We start from the raw sequence: 12,176 nt of genomic DNA, 5'->3' as shown, positions 1-12,176 counted from the left end.
ATTCGCGTCCGGGCCATACTGGAGATAGAACCAAGAAGCCGGAAGCGGGGCGTGAAACGAATGGTCAAGCGGACGAATACCCGAGTGTTGGCACTCTTATTTTTTTCCCTAACGATGCTGGTCCTAAACTGGCAGACGCAAAAAGCGGACGCCGCCTTCGGCGGGAGCGGCATTCCGGGAGAATCGATCCGCATCCGCATCGTCGCCAATTCCGATACGATCCAGGATCAGGCGATCAAACGCGTCATCCGCGACCGGGTGGGCGCCGAGCTGAACGGGTGGGTAGCGGAGCCGAACGATCTGGCGGCAGCCCGGACGGCCATTCGCGAGCATCTGCCGGAGATCGGCAGGCTGGTCGGTAACTTGCTCGCCACCCGCGGCTTCCCATACGGATACTCCGTGGAACTCGGCCAGGTCGAGTTTCCCGATAAAATGTTCGCTTCGCGCCTGTATGCCGCCGGGGAATATGAAGCGCTCCGCATCACGCTCGGCAAGGGCGAAGGCCAGAACTGGTGGTGCGTGCTATTTCCTCCCTTGTGCTTTGCCGATGCCGTCGCCAAGAAGGAGGACGGGGCCGCGCTCAAGCAGGCCGTGCTGAGCAAAAAATCGGCGGACGAGGACAGCGCCGCACGGAAAGCGGGAAAAGTCGGGGCGTCGGCCTCGACCGGCAAGGGCGGCTCTGCGGTTTCGGCCGGCAAGGACGGCTCGGCCGCCCAGTCCGACAGCGGCAAGCTTGCCGCCGCAGATTCGGATGGCGGGGCGAGTGCGGCCGCCGGCGCAGACGACGCGAAGCCGAAGGCGAAGTTCTTCCTGTGGGAGTTGCTCAAGGACATCGGCCGCTGGATCAAAGGGCTGTTCCGGTAAGCCCGGCGAAGTGACAGTCCCGGACAGATTCGCTATAATGGGCAACGGCGCGGGTCTTGCGCTCAATCTATCCGGGGGCTGCTCCCTGAACCTAAACGAGGAATGAAGACGATGACGAAGCTATGGCAGGTGAACGCCGCCGAGGCGACTCCGGAGCATCCGGCTGTCCGCGCGGCGGCGGAAATGCTCCGCCGGGGAGAGCCGGTGGCGTTTCCGACGGAGACGGTCTATGGACTCGGGGCGGACGCCGGGGATACGGCGGCGGTGGAGCGGGTATTCGCGGCGAAGGGCAGGCCGGCGGATAACCCGCTCATCGTGCACATCGCCGACCCCTCCCAGCTGGACGGCCTGACCGCTCCGCCGGACGACACCGCCCGGGCGCTGATGGCGGCCTTCTGGCCCGGCCCGCTGACGGTCGTGCTGCCCGTTGTTCCCGGCGCCGTTTCGCCGCGCGTCACGGCGGGGCTTGCGACCGTAGGCGTCCGCATGCCCGACCACCCGGTCGCGCTCGCCCTCATCGCCGCGGCCGGCTGCCCGCTCGCCGCGCCCAGCGCGAACCGCTCCGGGCGGCCCAGCCCGACCCGGGCCGCCCACGTGCTGGACGACCTCGCCGGGCGGATCGGCGGCGTGGTCGACGGCGGATCGACCGGCGTCGGCGTCGAGTCGACGGTGGTGGAATGCCGCCCGGGCGGGCGCATCCACATCCTCCGCCCCGGCGGCGTCAGCGCGGAAGCGCTGCGGCTCGCCGTGCCCGGGGCGGAGGTGACCAGCGCCCGCGAGTCGGCCGCCGGAGCCGATCCGCAGGCTGCGGCCGCCGGGCTAGCCGCCCGCGCCGTTCCGGTCGCGGCGGAGGCCGACGCCGAAGCCGAAGGCACGCCCAAGGCGCCGGGCATGAAATACACCCACTATGCGCCGAAGGGCCATCTGACCGTCGTGACCGCCGAACCCGGCGATCCGAGCGGCCGCACGGCCTGGATCAACCGCGAGCTGGTGCGGAGGAAGGCGGAAGGCGAGCGCACGGGCGTGCTCGCCGCGGAGGAGCGCGCCGCGGCCTACGCCGCCGATACCGTGATCGCCTACGGCCCGGAGGGCGACCCCGCCGCCTATGCGCGCGGCTTGTACGACGCGCTCCGCGCCTTTGACGAGGCCGGCACGACCTTTATCCTCGCCGAAGCCGTCGACGAGGCGGGGCTCGGCGCCGCCGTGATGAACCGGCTGCGCAAGGCCGCCGGCGGCCGGGTCGTCCGTGCCGTTCCCTGATCCCGAAGTCCGCTTCCCCTGGCACGCCGGAGGAGACGGGCTTTTTTGCGTTCTTCCATTCGCGCGGCCGCTTCTTCTCTCGCTTAACCTTTCCTGGCCGATAGGCCGGACATGTTTTCCCGGTCGTCCGCATATCCATGAACAAAGAACCGGACAAGGCGAATGCCGTCTCACTCGGATAGGCCGGCAAAAGGGGAGAAGAACATGAATACCGCGCAGTGGGGAGAATGGTTTACCCTCATCCTGATGGCGTTCGCGCTCGGACTGGACGCCTTCTCGCTCGGCATCGGGATCGGGCTTCGGGGCATCCGCCTGCTCGATGTGCTCAAGCTGAGCGTTATCATCGGCGTCTTCCACGTGGTGATGCCGCTCGCCGGTATCTTCGCCGGACATCTCGTGGGCGAGCTATTGGGCGAAGTGGCGACCTCGGTGGGCGGCATCCTGCTGGTGCTGCTCGGCGCCCATATGATCTACAACTCCCTGCGCAGCGAGAAGAGCGAGGGCATCAACGCCCGTTCGCTCTGGGGCATGCTGCTGTTTGCCTTTTCGGTCAGCATCGACTCCTTCTCCGTGGGCGTCTCGCTCGGCATTTTCGCCTCGGATTTGATCCTCGCGGTCCTGCTCTTCGGCGCCTTCGGCGGCTTGATGTCCATCTCGGGTCTCATGCTCGGCCGGCGGGTCGGGGAATGGGTGGGCAGCTACGGAGAAGCGTTCGGGGGGCTGATTCTGCTGACGTTCGGCCTGCGTTTTTTATTCTGAAAAAAGGCGTAGACCGTTTCCCTATCGCTCGCCTTATGGGGTATAATGAAGAAATCACCCGATTTCTTCGGAAAGGAGACCACTTTCATGGGGAAAACCATATTGTTCGTCTGCACCGGCAACACATGCCGCAGTCCGATGGCCGAAGGGCTTTTGCGCAAGATGGCAAAGGAAGCGGGCTTGTCCCTCGACGTTCATTCGGCAGGAGTGGCCGCCATGGAAGGGAGCTCCATCTCCAGCCATTCCCAGAAGGTGCTGGCCGATAAAGGCATCGAGAGCGGAAGGAGCGCCCAAGCGGTGAAGGAACCGCTCGTGGCCGGGGCCGATCTGATCCTGACGATGACCGTCCGGCATAAGAACCAGCTGCTGTCCCGCTTCCCCGCCGCGGAGGGCAAGGTCTTCACCCTGCTCGAATATGCCGGAAGCGGCAGCGAGGAAGAGCAGGCCGACGCCGACCGGGAGCTGGCGGAGCTCGTGACCAAGCATTCGCTGGGCGGCAAGCTGACGGCGGCCGAGCGGGAACGCGCGCTGTTCCTGGAAAGCCTGGCGCAGGATCAGGACATCTCCGATCCGTTCGGCGGAACCCTGGAGGATTACCGCATCTGCGCCCGCGATATCGAGGATGCGCTGAAGCGGATCGTCGAGCGGCTCAAGCGGGAAGACTAGTCTTTAGTGCGGAAGGCCGCTTTACAAACCGGTCCAATCCCGTTACCATAGAAGCAAATCGCAAGACTCCGAAGTGACTGGCGGCATAGTGGGCTACCACGGTGAAGCTTCGGGGCTATCGGCCGGCCGCCTGGGCAAAGAGCGACGCAACGCGCATGTTTTTTTTCGCGCGGGCGGGCTCTTTTTTTTCGTTGTGAACGAAATCGTTGATCGTGCCAAGAGGGGGCGGTTCGGGTATAATAGGAAAAACTGGGCAAGCGACAGAAAGGGGAACCACAGCAATGAAAGTAGCGTTTGGAGCCGACCACGCAGGGTACGCCCTGAAAAATAGGCTGGCCGAGGTGGCGAAAGAGCTCGGACACGAGGTGCTCGATCTCGGGTGCAGCGGTCCGGAATCCGTCGATTACCCGGATTACGCGGCCGCCGTCTGCGGCAAGGTGACGGAGGGCGCCGCCGACAAGGGCGTGCTGATCTGCGGCACGGGCATCGGCATGACCATCGCCGCCAACAAGATTCCCGGCATCCGCTGCGCGCTGGTGCACGACCTGTTCTCGGCGAAGGCGACGCGCGAGCACAACGATTCCAACGTGCTCGCCATGGGCGAACGGGTCATTGGCCCGGGCATGGCCGAGGAGATTCTGAAGGTCTGGCTCTCGACGGAATTTTCGGAGGGCGAACGGCATAAGGGCCGGATCGCCAAGGTGACCGGGCTCGAAGGAGCGTCGGCCATCCATCCGTAAGGAGGACGAGGCATCATGAGCGAGAGAACGGATCGCGAGGAGCTGGCGGCGGGCGTGGATCGGGCGCTCGGCGAGCTGGTCGCCGCCGCCAAGCTGCCGCCGGGCAGCTTGGTCGTCATCGGCGCGAGCACCAGCGAGGTGGCCGGCGAGCGGATCGGCTCGGCCGGCAGCTTGGGCGTCGCCGCCGCTCTTTGGGAAGGCGTCCGCCGGGCGCAGGCGCGGGCGGGCTTTCGCCCGGTGTTTCAGTGCTGCGAGCACCTGAACCGGGCGCTCGTCGCCGAGCGCGAATGGCTGGCGGGCCGGCCGGATTGGGAGCCGGTCTCGGTGATTCCCGTGCCGCATGCCGGCGGGTCGCTCGCGGCTTACGCCTTCGGGCAGGCGGCCGATCCGGTCGTGATCGAGGCCGTGCGGGCCGACGCCGGGATCGACATCGGCTCGACGCTGATCGGTATGCACCTGAAGCCGGTGGCCGTGCCCGTGCGGCCCAGCGTGAAGCGGATCGGCGAAGCCGCCGTGACGATGGCGTACAGCCGCCCGAAGCTGATCGGCGGCCCGCGCGCCGTGTACGACCCGGCTGCGGCCCGGGAGCTCGGGACCTGCGAATAGCGGGTTTCGCGCGGAGACCGTGCCGGTCGTGTCGGCCGTGCTGCAGAACGAACAAGAGGATACAGCCCTTATCATAAGAATGAACCCTTGGGAGGATGGACATGGAACATTTGCGCAAGCAGGACCCGGAGCTTCTCGCGGCGATGGGGAAGGAACTTACCCGCCAGAAGCGGAATATCGAGCTGATCGCATCGGAGAACTTTGTCAGTCCCGCCGTTCTGGAGGCCATGGGCTCCGTGCTGACGAACAAATACGCCGAGGGATACCCCGGCAAGCGGTACTACGGCGGCTGCGAGTTCGTCGATGTCGTGGAGAACATCGCCCGCGACCGCGCCAAGGAGATCTTCGGGGCGGAGCACGCCAACGTGCAGCCGCACTCCGGCGCCCAAGCCAACCTCGCCGTCTACCTGGCGGCGCTGAAGCCGGGTGACACCGTCCTCGGCATGAACCTCGCCCACGGCGGCCACCTCACGCACGGCAGCCCGGTCAACGCGTCCGGCCTGCTCTACAACTTCGCCGCGTACGGCGTCCGCGAGGACACGTTCCGCATCGATTACGACGAAGTCCGCAAGGCGGCCTTCAAGCACCGCCCCCGGCTGATCGTAGCCGGCGCGAGCGCTTATCCGCGCATCATCGACTTTGAGGCGTTCGCCTCCATCGCCCAGGACGTGGGCGCGCTGTTCATGGTCGACATGGCCCACATCGCCGGGCTGGTAGCCGCCGGCGTTCACCCGAGCCCGGTCCCGCACGCCCACTTCGTTACCACGACGACGCACAAGACGCTGCGCGGTCCGCGCGGCGGCATGATCCTCACCCGCAAGGCGTGGGCGGCGGCGATCGATAAGGCCGTCTTCCCCGGCACGCAGGGCGGTCCGCTGGAGCATATCATCGCCGGCAAGGCCGTTTCCTTCGGCGAAGCGCTTCAGCCGGAATTCAAAACCTACGCCGAGCAGGTGGTGAAGAACGCCAAGGTGCTCGCCGAGGAACTGATGGCCCAGGGACTGACCATCGTGTCCGGCGGCACCGACAACCACCTGATGCTGGTCGACCTGCGCAGCATTGACATCACCGGCAAAGCCGCCGAGCACCTGCTCGACGAAATCGGCGTCACCGTCAACAAGAACGCCATTCCCTTCGACCCGGCCAGCCCGAACGTGACGAGCGGCATCCGCATCGGCACACCGGCCGCGACATCCCGCGGCATGGACGAGGCGGCGATGAAGCGGATCGGCCAGATCATCGCGCTGGCGCTCAAGAACCCGAACGACGAGGCCGCCCTGAACAAGGCGCGCGGCATGGTGGGCGAGCTGACCGACCAGTACCCGCTGTACGAGGGGCTGACGTATTGATGATGCCGCCGCAGGAACGGCACCGCGCTTATTCCGGGTCGCCCTGGGAGGCCAAGGTCGGCTATTGCCGGGCCATCCGCATCGGCGGCCGGATCGAGGTGGCGGGGACGACCGCCATGAAGGACGGCGCGGTGGTGGGCGAGGGCGATGCGTACACCCAGACACGGTGCATCCTGGAGACCATCCGAGAGGCGCTCGGCACGCTCGGCGCCGAACTGAAGGACGTCGTGCGTACCCGCATGTTTGTCACCGATATCTCCCTCTGGGAGGAAATCGGGCGGGCGCACGGCGAATTCTTCCGGGGCATCGATCCGGTGGCCACGATGGTCGAGGTGCGGGCGCTGATCGATCCCCGGCTGCTGGTCGAGATCGAGGCGGAAGCGGTTCTTGCCGAAGGATGCCCGTAAGTGGTTATACTATCGCCGGAGCAGCAAAGCCGGAGCAGCAAACAGGCCGTTTTTCTTCCCGTACCGGGGAGGAAAGCGGCTTGTTTTTTTGAAGCTCGACGGTAAACCGGTTTAAGGGAAGAACCCCTCTTTCGACAAATTGCGGCATTTTCTTGGAATATCCTGTTCAAGGTTTTGGAAAAGATTAAATGAATCGGTTGTGCTATAATGGACAAAGTTTTATGAAAAAAACGGTGGAAAGCCGTTCGGGAGGATAACTGATGGGACAAGTATATGTTTGCGATCATCCGCTGATCCAGCACAAATTGACGTACATCCGGGATGAGAACACGACGACCAAGGATTTCCGCGAGCTGGTGGACGAAGTGGCGACCCTTATGGCCTATGAGATTACCCGCAGCATTCCGCTGGAGACGGTAACGGTAAAAACCCCGGTAGCCCAGACCGAATCGAAGATCATCTCCGGCCGGATGCTCGGCCTTATTCCGATTCTGCGCGCGGGCCTCGGCATGGTGGACGGCGTGCTGAAGCTGCTCCCCGCCGCCAAGGTCGGCCATATCGGCTTGTACCGCGATCCCGAGACGCTGCAGCCGGTCGAATACTACACCAAGCTGCCGACGGACGTGACCGAACGCGAACTGATCGTCATCGACCCGATGCTCGCGACCGGCGGGTCCGCCATCGCCGCCATCAGCGTGCTGAAGAAGCTGAACTGCACGCAGATCAAGCTGATGTGTCTGATCGCCGCCCCGGAGGGCATCAAGGCCCTGCAGGACGCCCACCCCGACGTGGACCTCTACGTCGCCGCCGTCGACGATTACCTGAACGACCACGGGTACATCATTCCCGGTCTCGGCGACGCGGGCGACCGTCTGTTCGGCACGAAATAACGTCCGGTTTGTCGTGAAACTCCCGGCCTTCGCGGCCGTACGATAAAGGAGCTTGACGAAGCTTGGGTCAAGCCGAAATCTCCGGCGCGGAAGCTTCCGCGCCGCCACGGTCTGGGAAAGGAGTTCCTCATGAAACGTCTGAAAGTAATGACGGTTTTCGGGACAAGGCCCGAGGCCATCAAGATGGCTCCGCTCGTGCTGGAGCTTGCGCGTCACCCGGAACAGATTGAACCGCTCGTCTGCCTGACCGCCCAGCACCGTCAGATGCTGGATCAGGTCATGGAGACCTTCGCCATCAAGGCGGATTACGACCTGAACGTCATGAAGGACCGGCAGTCGCTCGAGGAGATTACCGTTCGGGTGATCCAGGGGCTGATGCCGGTGTTCGCCGAAGCGAAGCCCGACATCATTCTCGTGCACGGGGACACGCTGACCACCTTCCTCGCGAGCTACGCCGCCTTCCTCCAGCAGATTCCGATCGGCCACGTGGAAGCGGGCCTCCGGACCTGGAACAAGCTGTCGCCGTATCCCGAGGAAATGAACCGGCAGCTCACCGGGGTGCTGGCCGATCTGCATTTTGCCCCGACCGGCTGGTCGGCGGGCAATCTGCTGAAGGAGAACAAGCCGGCCGACCGCGTCTATGTCACCGGCAACACGATTACCGACGTGCCCCGCTACATGGTGCGCGAAGGCTATACGCACCCGATGCTCGACTGGGCGCAGGGCAAGCGCCTCGTGCTGATGACAGCGCACCGCCGCGAATCCCAGGGCGAGCCGCATCGGCAGATTTTCCGCGCCGTCAAACGGATCGCCGACGAGTTCGAGGACATCGCCATCGTCTATCCGGTGCACCTGAGCCCCGCCGTCCGCGAGCCGGCGAACGAAATCCTCGGCGGCCATCCGCGCATCCGGCTGATCGATCCGCTCGATGTCGAGGACATGTACAACTTCTATCCGCACACCCACCTGATTCTGACCGACTCGGGCGGTTTGCAGGAGGAAGCTCCTTCCTTCGGCGTGCCCGTGCTCGTGCTGCGGGATACCACCGAGCGTCCGGAGGGCGTGGAAGCGGGAACCCTGGAGCTGGTCGGGACCGAGGAAGAGGAGGTCTATGCCCGAACCCGGGCCCTGCTCACCGATCAGGCGCTCTACGGACGGATGAGCCGGGCGGCCAATCCGTACGGAGACGGCCGGGCGTCGGAGCGGATCGTCCAGGCAATCAAGCATCATTTCGGCTTGTCCCCGGAGCGGCCTGAGCCCTTCGGAACGAACTGAACGCATGCGTGCAAACCGACCAGGAGGCCGGCGGGACCTTTTGTCCCGAACCGGCCTGTTTTCTTTCTGGGAAGGGCGCTACGGGCGCTGGATGGGTTTTTGCCAAGGCTATGAAAGTTGTGGGCGGGCAACTCGAAAAACCCAATATTGGCAAGGGTTTGTGCCTCTTTTCGCAATCTGGGTATAAAGCCCCATATAACAGTTATCTGAAATTGTCAATAGATTCAGTCACAGTGGAAACGGTAGCAAACGCAACAAAACGACACAAGTCTTGATTTATCAAGGTTTTTTTGATGCTCGTTCACAGAAGTTTATTTTTTGGCCGAATTGACATGGGTTCCTGCCTTAGCTACAATGAATGAGGATTGTTTGCGCTATTTTTACGCTGATCGCATCCGTGAAAGTTCTCACCTGCAACCGCTTCTTTTGGAGGAGGGAGTCTCACATGCCGGACCCCGGTTCCCATAAGCCCAATGAAGCTTGGAAGGCTGCCGGACTGGTCGGCACGCTCGGCGTGGAGGTGGCGCTCGGTATTTTGGGAGGGTACGCGGTCGGACGCTGGATCGACCGATTGACGAACGGCGGCAAAGCCTGGATGATTGCAGGCACGCTGACCGGTCTCGCGCTGGGACTCGCCGGAGCGGTTCTCCTCATCAAGCGCTACTTGGAGGAAACGAATGGATGACCTGGCCGTACTCTTGAGAAAGTTATTCACTATAGCCCTCTTGTTCATCGCCGTCTGCCTCGTGGCGGCGCTTTTCCTTCCGTCGGCCCGACCGGCGCTCGCGGGACTTGCGCTCGGAACGGCGGCCAGCCTGGCGATTTCCTGGAATCTTGGTTATCATACCAAGCGCTTTGCCAATCATCTTGTTCAAAAGTCGGAGAAAAAGCAGAAGGGTTTCGGCTACATAACGCGCGTCTGCATCGTCATCCTCGCCGCCATGATCGCCGTCAAGCTCCATGCAAGCCTGGTCGGACTCGTCGCCGGACTGGTGTTCATTCAGTTCGGCACGATTCTCTACGGCATTTTCTCCGCTTTTAAAAACCATTAAGAGCAAGGCCGGGGAAAGGGGTGAATTATATCCATGCATGAATTTCCGATATGGGATCTGGGACATGGCATCAAGATCGACCTCGCCAGCTTGCTGACGCTCTTGGTGACCTGCGTGATCGTCTTCGTGATCGCCCGGCTCTGCGTCCGGAAGCTGTCCGTGACCAACCCCTCCAAGATGCAGAACTTCCTGGAGTGGGTCGTGGAGTTTATCCAAGGCATGATCGCGAGCACGCAGGATCTCAAGACGGGGAAGAAATACACGTCGCTGGCGATGACCCTGATCCTCTTTATCTTCATCGGCAATCTGCTCGGCCTCCCGTTTTTCGTCACGTCGGAAGCCCATCATCCGGTCGAGTTGTTCGGCCACACGGTGGTCTCCCAGGCGGCGATCGACGATGCTATTGCCAAAGGCCATGAAGGTGCCGAGGTCTCCTGGTGGAAATCGCCGACGGCCGACCTGTCCGTCACGGCGGCGCTCGCGCTGGTCGTCATCTCGATCGTTCACTTCAGGGGCATGACGAAGAATACACGGCATTACTTCAAGCATTATGTCGAACCCTATCCCATCTTCCTGCCCGTCAACATCATCGAAAATCTGGCCAAGCCGCTGACGCTTGCCCTGCGTCTTTTTGCCAACATTTACGCCGGGGAAGTGCTCATCTCGACCATCTTGATGGCCGGGGCGTTCGGCACGCCGCTCATGGCGGTGTGGCAAGGGTTCAGTATCTTCATCGGCGCCATCCAGGCGTACCTCTTCACGATCCTGACGCTGGTCTACATCGCACAGGCGACCGTGCACGAGGACGCGCATTGACTTTCGGTCGGTTAAGACCGCACTTCATTTCAGCTACACCCCCGCGGATAGCGCTCGCTTGTTCCGAACGGGGATCACCATACCCATCCAAAATTAGCTTAGGGAGGATTTTAAACAATGGGAGTATATGCATATCTTGCAGCAGCAATTGTAGTAGGCCTCGGCGCCATCGCCGCCGGTATTGGCAACGCCCTGATTATCAGTAAGACGGTCGAAGGGATCTCCCGTCAGCCGGAACTGCGCGGCACGCTCCAAAGCACGATGTTCATCGGCGTCGGTATCGTCGAAGTTGTGCCGATCATCGGTGTCGTCCTCGCCTTCATGTTCTACTTTGGCGCCTAAGTTCACATATTCCAGGTTTGGCGGGGAAGGCCTAAGCCATCCGCGCCTTCCTTTTACTTGGACGGTTGCATGCGGCTTTGTTGCCGAAGGGAGGATTTACAGTGACGTTTAATCTGGGAAATTTCTTGATCACCATCGTCGCCTTCGTGGTGCTGTACCTGCTGCTGAACCGTTACGCGTTCGGTCCGCTGTTCGGCGTCATGGAGAAGCGCCGTGAATATATCCAGAGCGAAATTCAGAAGGCCGAACAGGGACGCGCGGAAAGCGTCCAGTACCTGGAGGATCAAAAGCAGGCGCTGGAGACGGCCCGCAAGGAAGCGTTCGGTATCGTCGAGCAGGCCCGTCAGGCCTCGAATCACCAGACGGAGGAAATTCTGCACTCGGCCCGGGAAGAAGCATCCCGCATGAAGCAGGACGCCCTCCAGCAGATCGAGACGGAGAAGGACAAAGCCATCGCCGCTCTGCGCGGCGAAGTGAGCGACATGTCCGTCCAGATCGCCTCCAAGATCATCCGCAAGGAGATCGATCCCCGCTCGCAAAAGCAGCTGGTTGACGATTACCTGAAAGAGGTTGGGGGACAATCCTCATGAGCAAGGACACGGCAGCTTCCAAACGGTATGCCAAGGCGCTGTATGAGCTGGCCCGGGAACACGGCAATGTCTCGGCCGTGGAGGAGGACCTGAAGCAGGTCGCCGCCGCCTTTGCCGAAAGCGAGGACCTTCGCGGGGTTCTGGGACATCCCAGCATCGCCCCGGAGGCGAAGAAGAACGTGATCGCCGCTCTGTTTGACGGCAAGGTGTCGACCGAGGTGTCAAACCTGCTGAAGCTTCTGGTCGACCGCCGACGGGAAGCGCTTCTGCCGGAGCTCGCTGCCGATTACAGCAAGATCGCAGGCGAAGGAATGAAGCAGGCCGAAGCGGTCGTAACGACCCCGTTCCCCCTTACGGAGGAAGAGTCGGCCGAGATCGCCCGGGAATTCGGGGCCAAGATCGGCAAGACCGTCAAGGTGGTCAACGTCATCGACACGGATATACTCGGCGGACTGACGGTCCGCATCGGCGATATGCTGTACGACGGCAGCCTCTCCGGCCAGCTGGCCCGGCTGCGCAAGAGCTTGGTTTCACGCAAAGCACAGTAGATAGGGGTGAGT

16 protein-coding genes and 1 riboswitch are annotated in these 12,176 nt (G+C 62.6%); all 16 genes read left to right on the top strand.

Annotation, left to right across the window (positions count from 1 at the left end):
- The first annotated feature begins 60 nt into the window (after positions 1-60).
- The 16 genes from spoIIR (at position 61) to ACSEXS_RS20505 (ending at position 12,164) form a co-directional block, all read left to right on the top strand.
- A complete protein-coding gene (gene spoIIR, locus ACSEXS_RS20580; RefSeq protein WP_438435195.1) occupies positions 61-864 on the top strand; it encodes a stage II sporulation protein R in 804 nt (267 codons plus the stop codon).
- A 111-nt stretch (positions 865-975) separates the two neighbouring features.
- Entirely contained in the window at positions 976-2,124 is a 1,149-nt protein-coding gene (locus tag ACSEXS_RS20575) for an L-threonylcarbamoyladenylate synthase (RefSeq protein ID WP_438435133.1), read from the top strand.
- A gap of 204 nt (positions 2,125-2,328) precedes the next feature.
- Positions 2,329-2,883 (top strand): manganese efflux pump MntP, encoded by a 555-nt coding sequence (locus ACSEXS_RS20570; protein WP_438435132.1) that lies wholly within the window; start codon positions 2,329-2,331, stop codon positions 2,881-2,883.
- An 87-nt stretch (positions 2,884-2,970) separates the two neighbouring features.
- Complete coding sequence (locus ACSEXS_RS20565; protein WP_438435131.1) at positions 2,971-3,549, top strand: low molecular weight protein arginine phosphatase; 579 nt, start codon at positions 2,971-2,973, stop codon at positions 3,547-3,549.
- Between the two features lie 63 nt (positions 3,550-3,612).
- A riboswitch (ZMP/ZTP riboswitch) is annotated at positions 3,613-3,692 on the top strand.
- Positions 3,693-3,830: 138 nt separating this feature from the next.
- Positions 3,831-4,289 (top strand): ribose 5-phosphate isomerase B, encoded by a 459-nt coding sequence (gene rpiB, locus ACSEXS_RS20560; RefSeq protein WP_438435130.1) that lies wholly within the window; start codon positions 3,831-3,833, stop codon positions 4,287-4,289.
- 15 nt (positions 4,290-4,304) lie between these two features.
- Entirely contained in the window at positions 4,305-4,895 is a 591-nt protein-coding gene (locus ACSEXS_RS20555) for a TIGR01440 family protein (protein ID WP_438435129.1), read from the top strand.
- Between the two features lie 101 nt (positions 4,896-4,996).
- On the top strand, positions 4,997-6,244 hold the full coding sequence (gene glyA, locus ACSEXS_RS20550) for a serine hydroxymethyltransferase (RefSeq protein ID WP_438435128.1): 1,248 nt from the start codon (positions 4,997-4,999) through the stop codon (positions 6,242-6,244).
- On the top strand, positions 6,244-6,651 hold the full coding sequence (locus ACSEXS_RS20545) for a RidA family protein (protein ID WP_438435127.1): 408 nt from the start codon (positions 6,244-6,246) through the stop codon (positions 6,649-6,651). Before glyA ends, ACSEXS_RS20545 begins: the two co-directional genes overlap by 1 nt.
- Before the next feature lie 260 nt (positions 6,652-6,911).
- Entirely contained in the window at positions 6,912-7,541 is a 630-nt protein-coding gene (gene upp / locus ACSEXS_RS20540; protein WP_438435126.1) for a uracil phosphoribosyltransferase, read from the top strand.
- Positions 7,542-7,670: 129 nt separating this feature from the next.
- A complete protein-coding gene (wecB, locus tag ACSEXS_RS20535) occupies positions 7,671-8,816 on the top strand; it encodes a non-hydrolyzing UDP-N-acetylglucosamine 2-epimerase (protein ID WP_438435125.1) in 1,146 nt (381 codons plus the stop codon).
- A 445-nt stretch (positions 8,817-9,261) separates the two neighbouring features.
- Positions 9,262-9,501: an AtpZ/AtpI family protein gene (locus ACSEXS_RS20530; RefSeq protein WP_438435124.1), complete on the top strand. Its 240-nt coding sequence runs from the start codon at positions 9,262-9,264 to the stop codon at positions 9,499-9,501.
- Positions 9,494-9,868, top strand: a complete 375-nt coding sequence (locus tag ACSEXS_RS20525; protein WP_438435123.1) for an ATP synthase subunit I — start codon at positions 9,494-9,496, stop codon at positions 9,866-9,868. Before ACSEXS_RS20530 ends, ACSEXS_RS20525 begins: the two co-directional genes overlap by 8 nt.
- A gap of 33 nt (positions 9,869-9,901) precedes the next feature.
- Positions 9,902-10,684, top strand: coding sequence for a F0F1 ATP synthase subunit A (gene atpB / locus ACSEXS_RS20520; RefSeq protein ID WP_438435122.1), 783 nt, complete (start codon positions 9,902-9,904; stop codon positions 10,682-10,684).
- A 117-nt stretch (positions 10,685-10,801) separates the two neighbouring features.
- On the top strand, positions 10,802-11,026 hold the full coding sequence (atpE, locus tag ACSEXS_RS20515) for a F0F1 ATP synthase subunit C (protein WP_438435121.1): 225 nt from the start codon (positions 10,802-10,804) through the stop codon (positions 11,024-11,026).
- A 101-nt stretch (positions 11,027-11,127) separates the two neighbouring features.
- Entirely contained in the window at positions 11,128-11,616 is a 489-nt protein-coding gene (gene atpF, locus ACSEXS_RS20510) for a F0F1 ATP synthase subunit B (protein ID WP_438435120.1), read from the top strand.
- A complete protein-coding gene (locus ACSEXS_RS20505) occupies positions 11,613-12,164 on the top strand; it encodes a F0F1 ATP synthase subunit delta (RefSeq protein WP_438435119.1) in 552 nt (183 codons plus the stop codon). Before atpF ends, ACSEXS_RS20505 begins: the two co-directional genes overlap by 4 nt.
- The last annotated feature ends 12 nt before the right edge of the window (positions 12,165-12,176 follow it).

It is taken from the genome of Gorillibacterium terrae, from assembly GCF_051594785.1.
Classification (GTDB): domain Bacteria; phylum Bacillota; class Bacilli; order Paenibacillales; family NBRC-103111; genus Gorillibacterium.
The sequence above is the reverse complement of the archived record's forward strand: the minus strand, read 5'-3'. Positions and strand labels throughout refer to the sequence as shown.

What these genes read in the sequence shown, in the direction of transcription:
- spoIIR (WP_438435195.1), top strand. Translation starts at nt 61, where the DNA reads ATGGTCAAGCGGACGAATACCCGAGTGTTGGCACTCTTATTTTTTTCC.
- ACSEXS_RS20575 (WP_438435133.1), top strand. Translation starts at nt 976, where the DNA reads ATGACGAAGCTATGGCAGGTGAACGCCGCCGAGGCGACTCCGGAGCAT.
- ACSEXS_RS20570 (WP_438435132.1), top strand. Translation starts at nt 2,329, where the DNA reads ATGAATACCGCGCAGTGGGGAGAATGGTTTACCCTCATCCTGATGGCG.
- ACSEXS_RS20565 (WP_438435131.1), top strand. Translation starts at nt 2,971, where the DNA reads ATGGGGAAAACCATATTGTTCGTCTGCACCGGCAACACATGCCGCAGT.
- rpiB (WP_438435130.1), top strand. Translation starts at nt 3,831, where the DNA reads ATGAAAGTAGCGTTTGGAGCCGACCACGCAGGGTACGCCCTGAAAAAT.
- ACSEXS_RS20555 (WP_438435129.1), top strand. Translation starts at nt 4,305, where the DNA reads ATGAGCGAGAGAACGGATCGCGAGGAGCTGGCGGCGGGCGTGGATCGG.
- glyA (WP_438435128.1), top strand. Translation starts at nt 4,997, where the DNA reads ATGGAACATTTGCGCAAGCAGGACCCGGAGCTTCTCGCGGCGATGGGG.
- ACSEXS_RS20545 (WP_438435127.1), top strand. Translation starts at nt 6,244, where the DNA reads ATGATGCCGCCGCAGGAACGGCACCGCGCTTATTCCGGGTCGCCCTGG.
- upp (WP_438435126.1), top strand. Translation starts at nt 6,912, where the DNA reads ATGGGACAAGTATATGTTTGCGATCATCCGCTGATCCAGCACAAATTG.
- wecB (WP_438435125.1), top strand. Translation starts at nt 7,671, where the DNA reads ATGAAACGTCTGAAAGTAATGACGGTTTTCGGGACAAGGCCCGAGGCC.
- ACSEXS_RS20530 (WP_438435124.1), top strand. Translation starts at nt 9,262, where the DNA reads ATGCCGGACCCCGGTTCCCATAAGCCCAATGAAGCTTGGAAGGCTGCC.
- ACSEXS_RS20525 (WP_438435123.1), top strand. Translation starts at nt 9,494, where the DNA reads ATGGATGACCTGGCCGTACTCTTGAGAAAGTTATTCACTATAGCCCTC.
- atpB (WP_438435122.1), top strand. Translation starts at nt 9,902, where the DNA reads ATGCATGAATTTCCGATATGGGATCTGGGACATGGCATCAAGATCGAC.
- atpE (WP_438435121.1), top strand. Translation starts at nt 10,802, where the DNA reads ATGGGAGTATATGCATATCTTGCAGCAGCAATTGTAGTAGGCCTCGGC.
- ACSEXS_RS20505 (WP_438435119.1), top strand. Translation starts at nt 11,613, where the DNA reads ATGAGCAAGGACACGGCAGCTTCCAAACGGTATGCCAAGGCGCTGTAT.